General features: G+C 60.3%; 15 protein-coding genes. 3 read left to right on the top strand and 12 right to left on the bottom strand.

All coding sequences use genetic code 11. From position 1 onward, the window contains the following. Positions 1-62: 62 nt before the first annotated feature. On the bottom strand, positions 63-869 hold the full coding sequence (locus NKI47_RS27955; RefSeq protein WP_352577334.1) for a hypothetical protein: 807 nt from the start codon (positions 867-869) through the stop codon (positions 63-65). A gap of 204 nt (positions 870-1073) precedes the next feature. On the opposite strand from NKI47_RS27955, the gene NKI47_RS27950 reads away from it, so the two are divergent. After that, positions 1074-2489, top strand: a complete 1416-nt coding sequence (locus tag NKI47_RS27950) for an adenylate/guanylate cyclase domain-containing protein (protein WP_023675969.1) — start codon at positions 1074-1076, stop codon at positions 2487-2489. 37 nt (positions 2490-2526) lie between these two features. Here NKI47_RS27950 and NKI47_RS27945 read toward each other — a convergent pair whose 3' ends face one another. The 8 genes from NKI47_RS27945 to NKI47_RS27910 all read right to left on the bottom strand — a co-directional run bounded on the left by NKI47_RS27945 (position 2527) and on the right by NKI47_RS27910 (position 13345). Further along, positions 2527-3006 (bottom strand): class I SAM-dependent methyltransferase, encoded by a 480-nt coding sequence (locus NKI47_RS27945; protein WP_023675968.1) that lies wholly within the window; start codon positions 3004-3006, stop codon positions 2527-2529. A gap of 207 nt (positions 3007-3213) precedes the next feature. Next, the gene (locus tag NKI47_RS27940; RefSeq protein WP_352594339.1) at positions 3214-4395 is read right to left on the bottom strand and encodes an ABC transporter permease; all 1182 of its coding nucleotides are present in this window, start codon (positions 4393-4395) and stop codon (positions 3214-3216) included. Next, positions 4392-5390, bottom strand: a complete 999-nt coding sequence (locus tag NKI47_RS27935; RefSeq protein WP_352570080.1) for an ABC transporter permease — start codon at positions 5388-5390, stop codon at positions 4392-4394. Before NKI47_RS27935 ends, NKI47_RS27940 begins: the two co-directional genes overlap by 4 nt. A 2-nt stretch (positions 5391-5392) precedes the next feature. Further along, a complete protein-coding gene (locus NKI47_RS27930; RefSeq protein ID WP_352570081.1) occupies positions 5393-7291 on the bottom strand; it encodes an ABC transporter substrate-binding protein in 1899 nt (632 codons plus the stop codon). Beyond that, entirely contained in the window at positions 7288-9183 is a 1896-nt protein-coding gene (locus NKI47_RS27925) for an ABC transporter ATP-binding protein (protein ID WP_352570082.1), read from the bottom strand. Before NKI47_RS27925 ends, NKI47_RS27930 begins: the two co-directional genes overlap by 4 nt. A gap of 148 nt (positions 9184-9331) precedes the next feature. Further along, positions 9332-10672 carry an adenylate/guanylate cyclase domain-containing protein gene (locus tag NKI47_RS27920; protein WP_352450254.1) on the bottom strand — a complete coding sequence of 447 codons (1341 nt, stop codon included), beginning with the start codon at positions 10670-10672 and terminating at the stop codon, positions 9332-9334. Between the two features lie 45 nt (positions 10673-10717). Then, positions 10718-12061 (bottom strand): nucleotide sugar dehydrogenase, encoded by a 1344-nt coding sequence (locus tag NKI47_RS27915; protein WP_352594338.1) that lies wholly within the window; start codon positions 12059-12061, stop codon positions 10718-10720. A gap of 105 nt (positions 12062-12166) precedes the next feature. Continuing rightward, positions 12167-13345, bottom strand: a complete 1179-nt coding sequence (locus NKI47_RS27910) for a DUF3095 domain-containing protein (RefSeq protein ID WP_352457190.1) — start codon at positions 13343-13345, stop codon at positions 12167-12169. 74 nt (positions 13346-13419) lie between these two features. On the opposite strand from NKI47_RS27910, the gene NKI47_RS27905 reads away from it, so the two are divergent. Together NKI47_RS27905 and NKI47_RS27900 are read left to right on the top strand one after the other, a co-directional pair. Further along, positions 13420-14508: a glycosyltransferase family 4 protein gene (locus NKI47_RS27905; RefSeq protein WP_352570085.1), complete on the top strand. Its 1089-nt coding sequence runs from the start codon at positions 13420-13422 to the stop codon at positions 14506-14508. Further along, positions 14505-15329, top strand: coding sequence for a polysaccharide deacetylase family protein (locus NKI47_RS27900; protein WP_352570086.1), 825 nt, complete (start codon positions 14505-14507; stop codon positions 15327-15329). Before NKI47_RS27905 ends, NKI47_RS27900 begins: the two co-directional genes overlap by 4 nt. Position 15330: 1 nt before the next feature. On the opposite strand, the gene NKI47_RS27895 is transcribed toward NKI47_RS27900, so the two are convergent. From NKI47_RS27895 to NKI47_RS27885, 3 genes are all read right to left on the bottom strand, one after another. Continuing rightward, entirely contained in the window at positions 15331-16185 is an 855-nt protein-coding gene (locus NKI47_RS27895; protein WP_352570087.1) for an MBL fold metallo-hydrolase, read from the bottom strand. Positions 16186-16307: 122 nt separating this feature from the next. Then, positions 16308-16757: a cyclic nucleotide-binding domain-containing protein gene (locus tag NKI47_RS27890; protein WP_023675957.1), complete on the bottom strand. Its 450-nt coding sequence runs from the start codon at positions 16755-16757 to the stop codon at positions 16308-16310. Positions 16758-16914: 157 nt separating this feature from the next. Further along, positions 16915-19629 (bottom strand): ABC transporter transmembrane domain-containing protein, encoded by a 2715-nt coding sequence (locus tag NKI47_RS27885; protein ID WP_352570088.1) that lies wholly within the window; start codon positions 19627-19629, stop codon positions 16915-16917. Positions 19630-19641: the final 12 nt, after the last annotated feature.

The raw sequence follows: 19641 nt of genomic DNA, 5'->3' as shown, positions 1-19641 counted from the left end.
TACGATGCACCGGACGCCACCTGAAAATCCAGCCGTCTCTGACCTATGATGCCGATTGCGAGCTAAAAATACCGGGAGGCGGCGTAGAGTTTGAAGACGCCGCTGATGCCTATCCAGCCGAAAAGGGCGAGCCAGCACAATGTCCCGGTCGCCGTCCAGTCGATCCGGTGCACAGCAGCGTCGGTGATGACGACGCCGAGGATGGCAAGCAGGCCAACCAGAAACTGCGCCAACCCGAGCACCAGCAGTTCCTCGCGCGGCGCGCTTCTCCAGACGAGATATATACCGCCCGCACCGGCGAGGAAGATGGCGCTGTAGACCTGAGCGTGGAAGGCATCGATCGGCCATGGCCAGATGCCACTGAATGTCAGGGGAAACAGCAACAGGCCGACGCCATAGAGCCCAAGGATCGCGGATTCCGCCGGCATGTAGCCGCTCCATGCGGGATTTAAGGTCACGCCTTTTGCAGAAGGACGGGCCCTGGCCCGCCACAGGAACAGCCCGGATACCGCGACCGAAGCAAGATAGACCAAAAACCACAGCCAGGGTGCTTTGCGCTCGAAGTTGAAATAGCCGAGATTGATGAACGAAGCCACCGACACGATGACGGTGAAGATGAAGGCCATGACGAGCACGAGCCTGCCGGGCGACCAGCGATTCCAGACCAGCAGTGCCGCCATCACGACCATTTCGGCGGTGTAGAAGCCACCGAGGAAGCGCGCATTGAACGGCGTGACGGCCCAAGGCCAGCCCGGTTTCACCAGCGCAGGCATGAAAAACAGGCCGGCGCCTACGATCAGGACGATGATGACCACCGCAGAAAAAAGGCGCAGGGCCGCGGGAAATGGCGGATTGTCGGATGTCGGCATGGGAGAAAATCCCAAAGATGAATGCTCCATGGACCATCATAGTGCTGCTTGCGGCCGGTTAAAATCCGCCGAATGGAAATTGAACGGTCACCAGGCTTATCCATTCGAATGGCCGTACGGTCCGTTTCGAAGTAAGATGGAGCACTCGGACCAAAGACCGGTCCGGTCAAAACGCCTCGGGGTGCATTTTCCGGAGCCTGCACGATGAACGAAGCTCAGGATCTGTTCTCACTTCTGCGACAATCGGCCGATGTCGATCCGCAGGCGATCGACGCGATCAAGCGAACCATCGCGGAGGGCGAGGACCGCGAACTTTGCCGCATCAATGCGCCAGCCTTCGCCAGCAAGCATGGCCTCGACGAGGAGCGCGCAATAAGCGCCTTTCTCCATGCGGCGCGGGTGGGTATCTTCGACATTTCCTGGAATGTACTGTGCCCCGGCTGTGGCGGCGTGCTCGACACCAACGCCACGCTGAAAACCCTGCAAAAGGACGAATACACCTGCGCGCTGTGCTCCGAGGGCTATTCACCGACCCTCGACGAGATGGTCGAGGTGACATTCACCGTCAGTCCCCGCGTGCGCAGGATTGCCGCCCACAATCCACACGAACTGCCGGTGGCGGAATATTTCCGCCAAATCTACTGGGCGTCCGGCGTCGATCTGCCGGAAGAGGATTTCGCGAAAAAGCTAGAAGCGTTCTCGCTGGAGGATATCGAGCTTGCGCCCGGTGAAAAGGCGGTTCTGCCCATACAGCTTCCGTCCGAATTCATCATCGTCTTCGAGCCGGTCACCCATTCAGCGCAGTTCATCGACGGGAAGGGCGAACCAACAAAGGAGCGCCGGAGCCTCTCTTTGGCCTTCGACCGCGACCATGTCCAGAACCAGACGCTGGAGATGCAACCCGGCCCGTTGCGCATTTCGCTGGAAAACCGGACCGACACCCGCGTGCTGCCGACGGTCTTCATCGCCGGCCAGGCATTGCATGATTTCCTGGGAAAACGCCGGCCCTTCCTGACCGCCAAGCGCCTGCTCACCAACCAGACGTTCCGCGATCTCTATCGCACGGATACACTCGACATCAACCAGCGCCTGAAGATCACCAGCCTGACGTTCCTGTTCACCGACCTGCGCGGATCGACCGAGCTTTACGAGCGGGTGGGCGACCTTTCAGCCTTCGATCTCGTGCGCGAGCATTTCCAGGTTCTGCACGAGATCGTCACGGCGGAGGCAGGCGCGGTGGTGAAGACGATCGGTGATGCGGTGATGGCGACCTTCGCGACGCCTGATCGTGCGATTGCTGCAGCCCTCAGGATGCGCGATGCCATGCGTACGCTCAACGACAAGAGCGGGCGCGAGGATCTGCTGCTCAAGATCGGAGTCCATGCCGGCCCCTGCATCGCCGTGTCTATGAATGAGCGACAGGACTATTTCGGCCAGACGGTCAACATTGCTTCGCGGGTCCAGAACCTTGCCAACGCACAGGCGATCTTCGCCACTCGAGCGGTGGTCGACGACAATCTCACCGCCGATCTCTTACACAGGAACGCGCTGACGCCCGTGCCCCACGAGGTCTCGCTGCGCGGCATTGGCCGGGAGATAGCAGTATACACGATCCCCTGAAGGCTTGGCCCCTGAAGATTTGGCTCGTCCCGGCCCCTCACACGCGCCTACAGATAAAATAACGATCGGCGGGAACCGAAGGTGGCGGCGGGAGGCGTTGCAACTGCGGGTGATCTAGCGGCGTGCCGCTGACCGCGATGCCGCCGACGCGAAGCAGGCGCGCGGTCAGATCGGGAAGCCAGGTAGAGGTCACTGCATCGCAATCTTCATAGCCGGTGCCGATGTCGGCATGAACAAGAGCGGCGTCGATGCCAATGAACCTGCTCGCCGTCTCGCGTATTTCGCCGAGCACGAGGTTTTCAGCTTCGGGAATTGAGCTGGCGTGTGCGGCAAGTGCGCGGTCGAACGCTACGATCCGGCGTCCGGGCAGGCGCTCGCGCAGATGGTGGAACGTCCGGCCATTGCCGAGGCCGAGCTCGAGCACAGGCCCCTCCATCTTCGCCACCTCGGCGCAGACATGATCAAGTATGTCGCGCTGTGCGGTCATCCTCCGGATGAAACTGTCAAGGCGACTCATGTGCGATTGTATGTCCAGAACCAGTTCACGAAATCAACTGCCCCCGACCAGAGCGTTTCGCGGCTGAAACCCGAGGCCGACGTGTTAAGCCCCGATCGAGTCTTGCCGCGTGTAGAGGCGGACGATGAACACTGCAACAAGCGAACAGTTGCCGACAAGGATCATACGGGTGGAGTCGGCGGCACTGCGCGCGGCGGAATAGCGCTGTCACTTGTAGGGGTCCGCGGCGTCCCGCAACCCGTCGCCGAGGAAGTTGAACGCCAAGATGACGAGAACGACGGGGAGCATCGGCAAAAGCAGCCATGGATAGAACGCGATCACGCTGACGCTGCGCGCCTCGGTGAGCAGGATGCCCCAGCTGGTTATCGGCGCCCTCAGGCCGAGCCCGAGGAAGCTCAGCGCCGTCTCGCCCAGGATCATGCCGGGTATGGAGATCGTCGCCGTCGCGATCAGATGCGACATGAAGCCGGGAATGAGATGCCGCCCGATGATGCGGCTGCTTCTGGCGCCCATCAATTGCGCGGCCAGAACGTAATCCTCCTCGCGCAAGGCTAGAAGCTTTGAACGCACGGCCCGCGCCAGTCCGGTCCAGTCGAGCAGCCCGAGGATGACGGTGATGCCGAAATAGATCAGGATCGGACTCCAGGTTATCGGCATGATCGCCGCCAGAGCCAGCCATAGCGGAATGCTGGGGATCGATTGCAGAACTTCGATTATCCGTTGGACGATCAGGTCGAAGATACCGCCGTGATAGCCGGCCAGTCCGCCGATGACAATGCCGAGCAGGAAGCTGAAACTGATGCCGACGAGGCCGATTGTCAGTGAAATGCGTGCGCCATAGATGATGCGCGAGAGCACATCGCGCCCCAGCCTGTCAGTGCCGGCCAGAAAGAGCTGGCCGTTTTCGGCGGGGCAGACAAAATGCCTGTCACCATCGATAAGGCCCCAGAACCGGTAACTGTCGCCCTTGCAGAAGAAACGGATCCGCTGAACATCATCCTGTTTCTCGACGTAGTTCCGCTTGAGCGTGTCCATATCCAGCGTCATCTGGCGGCCATAGACGAACGGCCCGACGAACTGGCCGTTGTGGAACAGGTGCACCCGCTGCGGCGGCGAATAGATGTAGTCCATGTTGCGCGTGTGCAGATCGTAGGGTGCCAGGAACTCGCAGATCAGTATCCCGAAATAGAGCGCTGCCAGGAATATGCCGGATACAAGGGCAAGCCTGTGCCGACGGAATTTCCACCACATCAGCCGCAGCTGCGACGCCTGAAAGACCTTCGACTGCTCCGGCGTCATCGCCTCGACCGACTGCAGGTCAAAGGGCGCGATGGAAACGTAGTGTTGCAGTGGGGCGCCCGGAGCGGGCAGCGGCGATTGCGTGTTCATTTGGTGCTGCCGCCTTGCAAACGAATTCGCGGATCAAGTAGCGCCAGCGCCAGGTCGGAAATCAGGACGCCGATGACCGTCAGGAAGGCGAGGAACATCAGGAACGACCCTGCCAGATACATGTCCTGGCTTTGCAGCGCCTTGATCAGCATCGGCCCGGTCGTCTCCAAAGACAGCACGATTGCCGTGATTTCGGCGCCGGAGATGATGGCCGGCAGGATAGAGCCGATATCTGAAATGAAGAAATTGAGCGCCATGCGCAGCGGATATTTGACCAGCGCCCTGAAGGGATGAAGGCCTTTGGCCCGCGCGGTCACGACATATTGCTTATGTAGCTCATCGAGCAGATTGGCGCGCAGCCGCCGGATCATGCTTGCCGTGCCCCCGGTGCCGATGATCAAGACCGGAATCCAGAGATGGGCGAGGATCGACTTCGCCTTGGCCCAGCTCATCGGCTCGCCGAGATATTGCTGGTCCATGAGATGGCCGATAGACGTGCCGAACCAGATGTTGGCGAAATACATCAGGATCAGCGCCAGCATGAAGTTCGGAATCGCAAGGCCGAGAAGGCCGAAGAAAGTCAGGCCGTAGTCGCCCCAGCTGTATTGATGCGTGGCGGAGTACATGCCGATCGGAAAGGCGATGAGCCAGGTAAAGATGATCGTGACGAAGGAAACCAGCACCGTCAGCCACATTCGGTCCCCGACGACGTCGCGAACCGGCAGCTCATATTCGAAGGAATAGCCGAAATCGCCGTGCAGCATCCCGCCGACCCAGTAGAAGTAGCGAATGACCGGTGGCTTGTCGAAACCATATTCCTTGCGCATCATCTCGATGCGATCGGAATCCACCGCTTCGCCCTGAGCCCGAAGCTCGGCAACATAGCTGTCGAAATAGTCGCCTGGGGGAAGTTCGATGATCGTGAACACCAGTGCCGATATGACCAGCAGCGTTGGAACCATCACGGCGATGCGCCAGACAAAATATCGAAGCACGCTCAGGACTCTCCAAGCCAGAATGTATCCGGCATATAGACACCGAAATAGGCGGTCGGGTCGTAGCCGTAGAGCGCCTTGTCAGGCAGATTGCGCAGCCGCGAGGATGCCAGAACCGGCTGATGCGTTCCGTTTACCGTGCCGATCGAAAACACCTGATCGGTATAGATCGACAGCATTGAATTCCAGATCTCGGCGCGCTCCGTGGCTTCGGTCGATGCGTTCCAGCGCCTGAGTAAAGCCATCAACTCGACCACGGGCGGAAGATCGGGCGCTTCGCCGACCTTGCCACGGGACAAGTAGTGAGCACCCCAGAGCGGCCATTGCAGCTGGTCATCGACGGTTGGGGCCAGTTGGTAGGGGTTCATGTCGGCGGTCGGCACGCCATTGTCGATGCCCGACCACATCGACATCATGATCTGGCCACCAAGCGCGCGGCTGCGGAAGATGTCGCGCTGCGAAGTCCGGATGAACAGGGCGATGCCGATCTTGCGCCAGTGATCGGTGATGAGCTCGAGCGCGTCGGTTTCCAGCGTGCTTTCGCCGGCCGTTTCCACTACGAGCTGCGCCGAGCGTCCGTCGGGAAGTATCCGCAGGCCGTCATCGTCACGCGCCTGAAGCCCGACCTCGTCGAGCAGGGCATTGGCCTGGTCGGGATCATGGGCGACCCAGGCTTTCGCGAATTCCGGCCGGTAGAGCGGGCTCTCCGGCAGGACTGTATCGGCACTTTCCTGCGCCAATCCGTAGAACACAGCCAAATTGATCTCGCGCCTGTCCACAGCGAGCGAAAGTGCGCGGCGCACGCGCACGTCACGAAAAAGGCCACGCCACACCTGGTCGGCACAATTCAGATTGGGCAGCAGCGCCAGCCGCGAACCTTGTGTGCGTTTCCAGAGATGCATCTTCACCGGGTAGCGCTTCTCCGCATCCTTCAGGAAGGAGTAATCGGTGAAGTCAATTCCCATGCCTTGCAGGTCGCTCTCGCCCGCACCGGTCTTGGCGGAAATGATCGCCGACGAGCTGACATTCATGACAATCCGGTCGACATAGGGCAGTTGCCGGCCATTCTCGTCTATTCGATGAAAGAACGGGTTCCGCTCGAAGACGAACTGCTCAGCCGGCGGCTTGGTCCGGTTCTGCCAGGGATCGAGCGTCGGCAGTTCCGGGTTCTCCGGGCGATACTGCCGCGACATGCGGATATGCAAGAGCGTCCATTTCTGGGCCCGGTTCTCCTTCATTAGGCCAGCGAGCCGGAATGGATCCTGGTATTTCTTGTGGAACTGCTTGAGATAGGCGGCCGGCAGAACAAGCGATAGGGGCGAAGCAGCGGCGAGCTTGGGCAGGAAGTCGGGATTGGGCGCATCCCAACTATAGCGGACCGTCAACGGATCGACGATCTCGAAGCGTGGCGGCTTGCCGTCCGCCAGCAGGGCCGGGGCAAGCCCGCCTTGCGAAAGCTCATCGTTCAGCCAGACATCTTCCCAGCAATAGCGAAAATCCTCCGACGTCAGCAGGCTACCGTCAGACCATTTATGTCCTTCTCGTATCTTGAAAGTGAAGACACGATCATCCGCTACATCGAAACTTTCGAGAATGTCGGCTTGCAGGTTAAGCTTTTCGTCATAGCCGACCAGGCGAGCGTACCCGTAGATCGTCATCATCCGGATATCTTTCTGGCTGCCGATGATCGTGCGCAGCGTGCCGCCATATTGGCCGGGCTGCCGGCCCATCGCAGCGAGATTCAACGCGCGCGGGCGCTTGGGCAGGCGTTCGGCGAGTGCCGGCAGCGCTCTGGCCTTCAGCTGCGGCTCAAGAAATTCCGGCTCCAGATCGCCGGCGCGCAACGTGCCCGGCAGAAATGCCGAAGCCATGAGTCCAAGGACGGTGCGCCGGCTGATCAATGGCGTAGCTCGCTGACATCGGCCGAACTTCGGGCCAGCACGAGGTGGCCGCCGCCAAGATCGAGCGGCGACAGCATGTCCTCGTCGCCCTCGTCGCGGAATTGCGGTCCCCATGCGCTGGTGTCGGAAGCGCCGCTGAGTTTCAGCGTCTTGAAATCCATCGGCCTGTCGAGATCGGGGAAAGGTACTGCGGCGACCAGTGAGCGCGTGTAGGGGTGGACCGGTTTCCTAAGCAGAATTTCGCGCGGCGCGAGCTCGACGATACGCCCGCCGCACATCACCGCGATGCGGTCTGCCATGTAGTCCACCACCGCCAGGTTGTGGGATATGAACAGGTAGGTCAGGCCCAGTTCCTTCTGCAGGTCCTTCAGAAGGTTCAGGATCTGCGCCTGGACAGAGACATCGAGTGCCGAAACCGGCTCGTCGCAGATCAGGAGTTCAGGCCCCAACGCCAACGCGCGCGCGATGCCGATACGCTGACGCTGCCCGCCGGAGAAACTATGCGGATAACGCTTTATGAAGCGCGGGTCGAGCCCGATTGCCTGCATCAGGCTCTTGACCGTGGCGAGTCGGGACGCGGCATTGCCACGTCGATGGATTTCCAGCGGCTCGCTCAAAATGTTCTCCACCGTCATGCGGGGTGAAAGCGACGAAACCGGATCCTGGAAGACCATCTGGATTTTCGCGCGCAGCATGCGCAGGGCGTCTCCCTCGGCTTCCAAGACGTCGATCGGACCATCGCGGCCATTGAAGATCACAGAGCCGCCGCTAGGGGTGACAGCCCGCATGAGGATCTTGCTGACGGTGGTTTTGCCGGAGCCGCTTTCGCCGACAAGACCCAGGCACTCACCCCGCCTGATATCAAAGCTCACGCCGTCCACGGCGCGAACAGAGGTTTGATGATCTCCGCCGAACCATCCGGACTTGCGGATCGTGAAGGTCTTTGTCAGATCCCTGACCGACAGCAGGATGTCGTCCGGCCCCTTCGATGCCGGCGCCGTCTGCTTGCCGAGCAGGTTCCCGACATTCACCGGCACCTCGCGGAGCGCCTTTAGCCTTTCGCCGGGCTTCAGGTCGAAATGCGGAACGGCTGCCATCAGGCCCTTCAGGTAAGGGTGGCCCGGCCGGCGGAATATCGCCTCCACAGGTCCCGCTTCCATGATCTCGCCATGGTACATGACCACCACCTCGTCGGCGACGTTGGCGACTACGCCAAGGTCGTGCGTGATCAGCAGCATCGCCATGTTCAGCTTCGTCTGAAGCTCGCGCAGCAATTGCAGGATTTGCGCCTGGATGGTGACGTCCAACGCCGTCGTCGGCTCGTCGGCGATCAACAGCGCGGGCCGGCAGATAAGCGCCATGGCGATCATGGCGCGTTGACGCAATCCTCCCGAAAGTTCAAAGGGATACATGTCATAGGCGCGCTTGGGGTTGGGAAAGCCGACAAGTCCGAGCATTTCCTCGGTCCGCGCCTTGCGCTCCACCCAAGCCATGGGCGTATGAATCTGCAGGGATTCGCTCACCTGATTGCCGATCGTATGCAGCGGCGACAGTGATGTCATCGGCTCCTGAAATATTTTGCCGATGCGGCTGCCTCTCAACGCCCGGATTTCGAGTCCGTCACGCGGCATCTGCAGGATATCCTGCGTCGTGCCGGGCTTTTCAGGATCGGAAAACAGGATACGGCCGCGAACATGGGCTGTGTTCGGCAAAATGCCCATCACTGCCTGGCTGAGAACCGATTTTCCGGAACCGGACTCGCCCACAAGCGCGGTAACCTTGCCGGGCAGGACGCGAAGATTTGCACGCCTGACGGCATGCAACGGTCCCCCTATAATGGCAAAAGAGATGCCAACATCCTCGATCCGCAGCAGATCAACGCCCAAATTCATTCTCACACCAGCCCCCACTCTGGCAGGTCCAGAAGGCGAGACTATCGCATTGCCAGCCTAGAGCAACTTGGATTCGAACAGTCGCCAGTTCCCTGGCGGAACCGGCGACCGGACTGTTACCAAACGCGTTCGGATCAGATCGTGGCGGTTACTGGAGCTTCCTCGGGTCGCCCGCGGACGGCCGCGCGGCATTGCGATGAAGCAGCATGACCTGCTCGGCGTCCGATATTCGGTCGTAAATCGGCTCCAGCGCACCGTCTTCGTCGAGCGAGAGAGTACCCGACAAATCGGGTGAAAGCACCGTTAGCTTCTGCCTGATGCCCGCCAGTTCCTCCATGCCGAGCGCCAGCCAGTTGTTGGCGCCGCAATAGCCGGCGAAGTCTTTGCTGGCGAGAACGCTGTGCGGATATTTCTTGGTCAGGGTCTGGAGGCGCTGGACCTCGTTTACAGCCGAGCCGAAGACAGAGAATGTGAGCCGGTCGGTAAGCCCGACATTGCCGAACATCACATTGCCGACATGCAGGCCGATACCATAGTTTATGTCGCTCAATCCCTGCTGCTTTCTGCGCAGATTGAGATCCATCATGCGCGCGGTGGCCTTGTGCGCTGCTGCAAGAGCAGCCTGGCAGGCGATCTCGGACTGTGAACGGTGCCTTGCGCAAGGGTAGACGGCAATGAAGCCATCACCTATGAAACTCATGATCTGCCCGCCCTTGCGATTGAAAGGTGCAGCAGCGGCGTCGAAAAACTGGTTCAGCGTATCGATATAGACTTCGCGGCCGGAGGTTTCGGCAAGTCTTGACGACCCGCGCATGTCGCCCATGACCAGTGCCGCCCGGATTGTATCACCCTCGCCGCGCTTGATCTGGCCGTCGAGCACGCGCCTGCCGGCGTCGCCGCCGAGATAAGTGGTCATCATGTTGTCGGCAAGCTTGGTGAGCACCGCCATCTTGGTTGCGATAGCGAGATGGTTCTGGATGCGCAGCAGCGCCGAAATCATGCTGTCGCTGAAGCCTGCAGCACTGTCGGTGGACCAAGACCCGATCATGCCCTGACTGGTGTTGCCGCTGAAGGGATGGACGAAAGCCATGTAATCGGTGACGCCCATCAGCTTGAGGTCATCGAAAACAGGAAATTCCGACGGCACCGACGGGTCGAGCCGGCGCCGCAGATGGTCGAGCTTGTGGCTGAGCAGATGGTAGTATGGGCTGGTCAGGAATCTGTCGGAATGAACGCCGTTCTCCTTGCGGAAGCCTTCCACTTCCAGGCCCTGGCCGCGGAGCCAGGTGAAGCCGAGCGCGTCATAAAGCGGATGAAGCATCGAAAAGCTCAAATGCACCCGCTTCAACGGCAGGCCGGCAGCAGCCAGCCGTTCACAAAAGCCCCTTACCAATGTTTCCAGGTCGTCGCCCGCCAACGCCGATTGGGTCAGCCAATCGGCAACCTTATCCATGAGAATGGCAGAAATTTCTGCTTGCGCTGTGCTCATGCTATCTCGAAATCTCCTTGCACAAATTCGCCGGCTCGGACGCCGTCAGGCCTTCACCACCGTCTCTCGGGCTAGCCCGAGGCGGCCAAAAATATTGCGTGTGTCGACGATCAGTAGAGCGTGATCCGCGATCGCCTGATAGTCGATCGCGTCGTGGTCGGTTGCAACGACGACAGCGTCGAAATCCTTCAAGGCCACATCGGTCAATTCGACCGAGCGACGCCCCTTGATCGCCATATGCTCCCGTGTGGCCGGGATTTCGGTAACATGCGGATCGTGGAATTCCGCCTTGCCGCCCCATTCCTCGATGAGTTCAATGAGCCGCAATGAGGGGCTTTCGCGGATGTCGGGCACATTCTTCTTATAGGCGAGCCCGATGATGAGAATGCGCGAGCGGCTGAGCGCCTTGCCGCAGTGCCGGTCCAGCGCCTTCGCCAGTTCATCGACCACATGACGCGGCATGGCCGTGTTGATCTCTGCCGCCAGCTCGATGAAGCGGGTCGGCAGTTCGTATTCGCGAGCCTTCCACGTCAGGTAGAAGGGATCGATCGGAACGCAGTGCCCGCCAAGTCCAGGGCCAGGATAGAACGGCATGTAGCCGAAGGGCTTGGTCTTTGCCGCCTCGATCACCTCCCAGATGTCGATTCCCATCGCACCGAGCACGATCTTCAACTCGTTGACGAGGGCTATGTTGACCGAGCGGAAGATGTTTTCCGTCAGCTTGACCGCCTCGGCGGTCGCCGTGGTGGAAACCGGAACGACGGTCTTGACCACGCCATGGTAGAAAGCCTGCACGAGCGTCGCCGCTTCAATGCCGTCACCTGCCACGACCTTGGGGATCGTCGCGACTTCAAAGCTGCGGTTGCCGGGATCCTCGCGTTCGGGCGAGAAGCCGAGGAAGAAGTCTATCCTCGACTGCAAGCCGATTTTTTCCAGGATGGGCTTGATCACGTCGTCGGTGGTGCCGGGATAGGTGGTCGATTCCAGCACGATCAGCTGGCCGAGACGCAGATGCTTCGCGATGGTGCCGGCGGTGTTCCTGACAAAGGAGAGATCCGGCTCGCGGTGTTTCGTCAGTGGTGTCGGAACGCAGATGATGATGACATCGCAGACGGCCAGTTCGGCAAAATCCGCAGTGGCGCGGAACCGTCCGCTCGCCACCTGGCCGGCAAGGGCTGTCGACGTCACCGCCTCGATGTAGGATTGTCCGTTGTTCAGGCTCTCGACCTTTTGGGCTTCGATGTCGAAGCCGCAAACAGGGAAGCCGGCGCGTGCGATCGCAACCGCCAGCGGCAACCCGACATAGCCCAGTCCGATCACGCCGACTTGCGCGGCACGCGTCGAAATCCGGTTCAGAAGACGGTCATATGTCGATCGTGAGGCGTCCAAAAATCTGCTTCCCGTCAATTCGGACAGGCCGTCCGCTTCCATGGTGAGGCTCACCGCTCACAAGAGCCCCGAGGCATATTGCGGAAAATCGATGTCCGCAAGCCGTCAGACCGGCACCTTCGCCTTAAGGCTTGCGGCAGCCATCGCATAGCCGCCGGCGGCGCCATCGATGAAATGAACGTGATCGCGCTGCAGCGGCGATGCGACGAGGCATGTCATCAAGGCCGATTTCTGGCGGTGCAGGCCATAGTTGCAGATGCCCGCCTCTTCCGCCTGTTTCAGCCGGTTCTCGATCCGTTGCAACACATCCGCGTCAACGTCGATGGTCATCTTTAAGCCATCGTCGAACTTCCGGAAATCCGAATTGCTGGCCACTTCGCGTTTGTAGATCTTCGGATCGAATCTGCCGATCGTCCAGCCATATCTATCCGTAACAGCCGTAAGCGTCATCAGGAACACTATCCACAGCTTCGACAGCCATCGCCGTCCTGCCGGCGCCGTGGCCCGCGCCTCGATATCGAGGCCGGCGGGCAGCAAACTGTAGTCCGGCCCGTTCACCGGCACCGGGTGGCCATCGCGTTCCTGCCTGCCGGCAAGGGCGATGATGTCGGAAACCAGAAACTGAAAACCGCGCAAGTCGCGCGACGCCCCCGGTATGGCTATGATCGAGACGATTTCGCCATGCCGGGCTTCGATCGGGTTCCAGCGGCACGAGAGGCCGGTCAGGTCCGGCCGCGCGCCGGCCGGCGCAGGATCGATGCGGTAGCGCCCCGCTTTCATCTCGGCTTCCGCCCAACTGCCGCCACCTCCGGCGAACATGGCATAGAAGACCGCATCGGAGGCCTGGAACCTCGCCACGCGAACGTCGAGGCCTTGCGCTCTTATATCCTTTATCGGCACGATTGCGGCACGCAAGGTCAGATCCAGTTCGTCCGCCACCCATCTCTGGACAGCCGCCAGCGCGTTGCGGGTGATCTCCAGCGCCGAGCCGGGAAACGCCACGAGCGCGCCGTCGCCGCCGAAGACAAAGGGAAGATCTTGCCTACCCAGCGCATTGAGCAGCGCCGAAATGACGCTGGCACCGGCCATATTGACGGTTTTATAGCGCCCCGCCTCGATCGCCTTGGTCGAGCCGACGATGTCTGCGGTGGCCAGCGCCCAGCCATCGGGGAGAGGCCGATAGTTATCAATATCGGCAACGCTTTCAAACTTTGCGAAGACCGGCAGAGAAGCAACAAACGGATCGGACGCGGCAGCTGTTTCCATGAGCATCAGATAGCACATTCCAGTGCTTGAGGGTGAAGTCGATCATGCTTCGAAATTGACTTGCGCAGGCTTTCCGATGATAGGGTCCGGCGATGCGAATTGCCTTCTATGCGCCGCTGAAGTCGCCCAATCATCCCGTTGCCTCCGGCGACCGCCAGATGGCACGGATGCTGGTCAAGGCGCTGGAGCATGGAGGACATAGCGTCGAACTGGCATCCGAATTGCGCTTCTATCTACGCGAACCGGATTGGAAAAGTTTCGATGCGCTCAAGATCGAGGCCCGGGAGGAAGCCGCGCGGCTGGCAAGGCTTTGGGATCGTGACGGCAAGCCCGATCTGTGGTTCACCTATCATCCCTATTACAAGGCGCCCGACCTGATCGGGCCCGAACTGGCGTTGGCCTTTGGTGTCCCCTATGTGACAGCGGAAGCCTCCCATTCGAGGCGGCGCAACACCGGTTTGTGGGCCGATACGCAAGCGTTGGTGGCGCGAGCCGTCGAACAGGCGGTGCTGAACATCTGCTTCACGCAAAGGGATCGTCAGGGACTGGCAGATGCGGTACCCGACGCCGCTTTCGGCATGCTTTCGCCCTTCATCGACACCTCGCTATTCCGGGAAACGCCGGCACGGGGTTGTCCGACGCGCCTCGTTACCGTCGCCATGATGCGCCCGGGCGACAAAGTCGAAAGCTATCGCATGCTGGCGCAGGCGCTCGGTTCGATCGGTCACCTGCCCTGGACCATGTCGGTCGTCGGGGACGGACCTGCCCGCGAGGAGATCAAAGCGCAATTCGCCGGCTTGCCCGCCGAGCGTATCGAATGGCTTGGCGCGATTGAGCCAGCCGCCGTGCCGGATGTCCTCTACAGTGGGGGAATTTACGTCTGGCCGGGTTTCGGCGAGGCCTATGGCGTTGCCTATCTTGAAGCACAGGCCGCCGGCCTTCCGGTTGTGGCTCAGGACGTCGCCGGCGTGCCGGAGGTCGTCCGGAATGGCCAGGCCGGGTTTCTCACCCCGCCGGACGATGTGGCGGCGTTCGCTTCTGCCATTGAAAGGCTTCTGGCCCGTAACGACGAAAGATCCATCATGGCCGCAGAAGCCAGACGTTTCATCCTCGAAGAACGTTCTCTCGGTGCTGCAGCGGCGCGTCTGGCCGAACTTCTTGCGAAGATCCCGGTCTCATGACATCCGATCAAATCTGGCAACCCTTGGTGGAGGAACTGGCGAGCCGGCAGCGGGCGGACCGTAAGGCAGAGTTCTGGCTGCGCGACGATGACGCCGTGGATCCGACGCCTGCGCTTGATCGGTTGCTCGACCTCACCGGTGAATTCGCGGTTCCGGTGACTCTGGCCGTCATTCCCGCCCTGACTGACGAGAAGCTTGTCGTTCGGCTTGACGAGGCGCCGCATGCCACGGTCGCCATCCATGGCTGGGCGCACCGAAATCATGCGCCCGAGGGCCAGAAGAAGCAGGAGCTCGGCGCGCATCGGCCACGCGAGGCGGTGCTCGATGATCTGGCTCGCGGGCTGGCGCACGTAACCGGCCTGCACGGCGCACGTGCCGTTCCGATGCTGGTGCCACCCTGGAACAGGATCGACGCCGGCTTGGTATCCGACCTTGGATCGATAGGATTTTCGGCATTGTCGGTCTATGGGCCGCCAAGGCCGGCTTCACTTGCGGTCATCAACAGCAATGTCGACATCATGGATTGGCATGGCACGCGCGGCTGCCGCGATCATGGCCTATTGGTTCAGGCTATCATCGCGCAATTGCAGCATGCATTCGATGGGGGCGAACCGGTGGGCCTGCTCACCCACCATCTCGTACATGATGAATCGGCCTGGCTCTTCCTCGAACGGCTGTTCACAGTCACCGCACAGACTGAAGCCTGCGCATGGCTTCCGATCAGGACATTGATCGGGCGCAGCGCCGGTAGAACAATTCCAGGAAAGTATGAACGGTTTCCGTCCGGAATTGCGTCAAAACAAAGAGATAGAGGAAAATAGCTCAGCGCCTTTTGCGCAATGAGACTGGAAGTTTGAGCGTCTGGCCATCCCGCGCGGCAAAAGCGCCGGTAAACCTGTCCTTGGCCAGTTTCTGGATCTTGTCCAGTTCCTTGTCGGTGCGTGTCGGATCGTGGTGAAACAGCGCAAGCCTCCGCGCACCGGCCGCCTCACAGAGCTTGACGCCCTGTTGCCAAGTCGAGTGCCCGTAACCGCGGCGGCGTTCCATTTCCTCCTCGGTGTAGGTGCAATCGTAAATGACGAGGTCGGCATCTTCGATCAGGCCGAGCACCGCCTGATCGAGTTTGTCCGGCTCGTGCTCAGTGTCTGTGATCACCGCCACGACGCCGCCGCCCCATTCGACCCGGTAGCCTATGCAGCCGCCCGGATGCATAAGACTGCCGGTTCGGACCACCACCCCTTCGCGCGGGCGAAGCACGTCTCCGGATACGAAATCGCGATAGTCGAGGCTTGCCTTGCAGGCCTCCAGTTTCACCGGAAACCACGGCGGCCGCATGAACTCATCGACCATCTGCCGGGTCGTCATGTGTCCTGCAAGATGCCCGGACCAAAGCGTAACCTTGGCGCCCCGGTCATAGATCGGCGCAAAAGACGGCAGCCCGATGATGTGATCGTAATGGCAATGGGTGAAAAGCAGGTCGAAATCGGTCACGCCCAACGCCTGAAGCGCCGCGCCGGCAGGCCGTAGGCCAGAGCCTGCGTCGAACAGAAGCGTATGCTTACCGCATCGCATCTCGACGCAGATTGAGTTGCCGCCATAGCGAGAGAATTCTGGCCCTGATACCGAAATGCTGCCGCGGACACCCCAAAACCTGACCAGGAAAACGTTGTCGTCCATGCTACCCCTTCGCCCATCATATCCAAACAACTGCTGCTAGGCGAGACAGGCTTTCTCCGGGTGATCTTCTCAGCGAGAGGACAGTGCCGTCACGACGGCGAGGATCGAGCGCACGTCCTTCGTTATTTGGCGCTTCGTGCGTCGATCAGATCCGCGGTCGTATGGCTTAGGCGATCGGCAAGAACCCGCAATATCTCGATGGTCATTTCCGGGAACTCCCTCATAAGCCTCAGGAAATGATCCTTGCGGATTCTCAGGGCTTCCAGCGGACTTGCCGCTCTGACGGTGGCAGTGCGGGAGCTGTTGCACAATATGGCGATCTCGCCAACGATCGAATTTGGCTCCAGTTCGGCAACTTTTATCGGTCCGCTGTCGGAATCGACAAGAATATCCGCCCTGCCTGAAAGGATGACATAGGCGGCGTCTCCCTCGTCGCCCTGCCGGAAAAGGATCTGGCCGGCGCTGTAGCTCACACGATCGGATGTGAACGCAAGCAGCTTGAGCTTTGTCGGCTCGATGGCAGAGAACAAGGGAACGCGTTGCAGCATTCCAACTTCATCCTTGAGCAGCATTGTCGCAAACCTTCCAAAATTCGCGTTTGCCAGACTAGAGCAACGGACGCCCAGATGGAATCAATTCTCTTTCCGGGATGGCGAGACAAACCACGCGAAAGGTGGCGAGCCCGATATCGTGCACCGGCAGAATGATCCCATTTGAATGTCCGTTGCTCTATGACAACAGTTCCTTGAAGATACCGTTCCCTGCCAAAAGTGTCTCGTGTGTTCCGTCTTCCGCCAATTGACCCGAGTCGAAGACGATAACGCGATCGAACATCATCGCCATTGCCGGATTCGTCACGACCCACACAATTGCCGGCGAATGGCCGTCGCGCCTGGCTTCCTCGAGCACATTTCGCAGCACCTTATCCTGCATGCGCTGGTCTAGCGCCGACAGCGGCCGGTTGAGAATGAGAAAATCGGGACGCTTGAGCAAGGCCCGGGCAACATCGAGCTTCTGTCGCTGTCCACCGGTCAGCCGCCTGCCGCCGGAGCCGACGTTGAAGTCCAGGCCGACATCCAGAAGTTCGCCATAAAGCCCCAGTTCGTCAAGAATGTCATAGACGATGGAGCGTATGCGGTCGGGCGCGTCGGGATGATTGTTGCCCACACGCCCGAACAGGACATTATCCATGACGGTGGCCGCGGCAATGTATTTGGCAGGATCATACCGTTCGACCGCATTGTGCAGCTCGGGCGGCAGGTCTTCATAGAACCGGTTGCGTGCAGCGACGATCTTGCTCATCAGCTCGTCGCTCAGCAGGCCGAAGCGGTGCCGGGGCTCGATGTAGGCAAAGCTCAAGGTGACGATCATGGCGCGATCGTTCTCCGAAACCGCCTCGTAGGGACGGTTCTTGAGCCGTTGCAGCAAGGTTTCGTAGGCGGGTATCTCCTCCGCGCTCATGAAGGCGAGCTGCTGGAAGAACTGGTGATCGGGCGGCAGGTCGGCAAACAGCTCGATCGCCTGTTTGGCGATCTCCAAGCCCATTTCGTAGAGCGTGCGGTCGAGGCCGGCTTGCCTCAGCACGGAAGCAAAATAGGGGTTGGCCGCCAGGGCCCTATCGGCCAGTTCGGGGCCGGCGGCAGCGCCGAAGAGCAGGTTTTGGCCGATCGTTGCTTCCTTGTTGTAGGCGCCCGGTTCGAAAGGAACCACCAGTCCGCTCAGCCCCTCTTGTTCCAGCCGGGTCCGCAGCGCCGCACGCAGTTCGACGATCCGCCTGGCAAGCTCCGTGTGACGCGTGAGGTCGGCCGAAGAGCGCAAGCCGAGATCCAGAATGTCACGCGACAGAACAACCGCGTCGAGCACCCGGCGCACGGCTTCAAAGAGGTCGTGCGGGCCGGTAGCGCCAGCGGAAGCATAGTTGATCCAGTCGCTGTGGATATCAAGATCCGGATTGCCCGACCGGCGCGCCTCGTGAATGTTCCAGCGGTGCTGATCTGCCGCAGCACCGTCATAAGGCACCGATGTCAGCGGCGCATGCTTCAACCCGTAGAGCAGGTTGTCGCGGAGGCTTGCCTGGAACAGGAAAACATCCGACGAGGCATACGACATGCGCCGGCCGGTTACTGCTTCGGGGAGTTCAAGCAGGTCGTCGGTGCCCGAAGCGACCCTTCCGCTGTCCGGCCAGTTCAGCCGCGCGAAGGCTTCTGCAAGCGCCTCCGCTCCACCTGTTGCGGTACTGACCAGTGCCACCGTCTCACCCGGCTTGACCTGGAGGGAGATACGGTTGAGGAGCATTGCACCGCCATCGTCTGCTACGGACAGATTGATCGCCGACAGCGGCTTGGTCATCGGATCGGGATCGTCGATCGTCAATACCCCGATTTTCGGCGCGATGAGACCTTCGACGGTGAACTGTTCAACGACCTGTTGATATTTGACCTGGACATCCTGCCGATCCTGATCCCAGTCGATCAGTTCCTTCATCGGTCCGGGCAGGTCCTTGTAGGCGCCGATCACGGCCACGAGCTGGCCGACGTCCAGCCGCCCCTGGAGGACCAGATACCCGCCGATCATGTAGAACAGAAAGGGCGTGAGCTGCGCGAGAAAATTGTTGAGGAACTTCACCATGAATTTCCATTGGTAAAGATCGAAGCGGATCTTGAAGATGAGCCCGAGCCGGGCAGCTATGTCGGCGCGCTCGTAGTTTGATGTATCGTGGACGTGAACCGCGCCGATGCCGTCGACGATTTCGCCAACCCGGCCCGAAAGCGCGCGCGCCGTCAACTGCCGTTGGCGCCCGAGCACGATCAGCCGCCGCCGCATTCGCGGGATGAGCACGATCTGGATCGCCACGATCACGACCGCTATCATTCCGAGCCAGACGTTCTGGATCATGATGAACAGCATGGCCGTCAGCGCTTGGCCGCCGAGCAGTACCGGCTGCAGGAAGGCGTCGCCGATGAAGCCGCCCAGCGGCTCCACCTCGTCCTTCACCATGGTCGCCACTTCGGCGGATTTCACCCGCTTGAAGTAAACCGGCGGAAAACGCAGCACACGGTCGACCAGATCGAAGCGGATACGCCGCAGCATGCGTTCGCCGAGGCGGCCCTTGTAGGTGTTGATGTAGAATTTGAACAGGCCGTTGATGACGACTAGCAAGAGGAACACAAGGCTCAGGGCAAACAGGGTCTCCTCGCGGTCGAGCTGAAAACCGGAGAAGAACTGGACCTCTCCAATGAACGGCAGGTTATAATGTAGCCTCATGAATGGCTGGGTCGCGCCCGGTTGCTCGAAGCCGCGACCTTGGATCGGTCCGTTGACGATCAGCTTCGGCAGGTCGAAGGACATGAAATACGGGATCATCGAAAGCACGACGATCATCAATATCCAGAGCTGCTGCTTCTTGGTGTGCGTCCAGATATAGCGGGCTAGGCTGGCTTCCATATGCGACTGTGG

Origin of the sequence: Mesorhizobium sp. M0633 (genome assembly GCF_040320645.1) — a bacterium.
In the GTDB taxonomy this organism is placed as follows: domain Bacteria; phylum Pseudomonadota; class Alphaproteobacteria; order Rhizobiales; family Rhizobiaceae; genus Mesorhizobium.
This window is presented reverse-complemented; position numbering and strand designations above follow the sequence as displayed.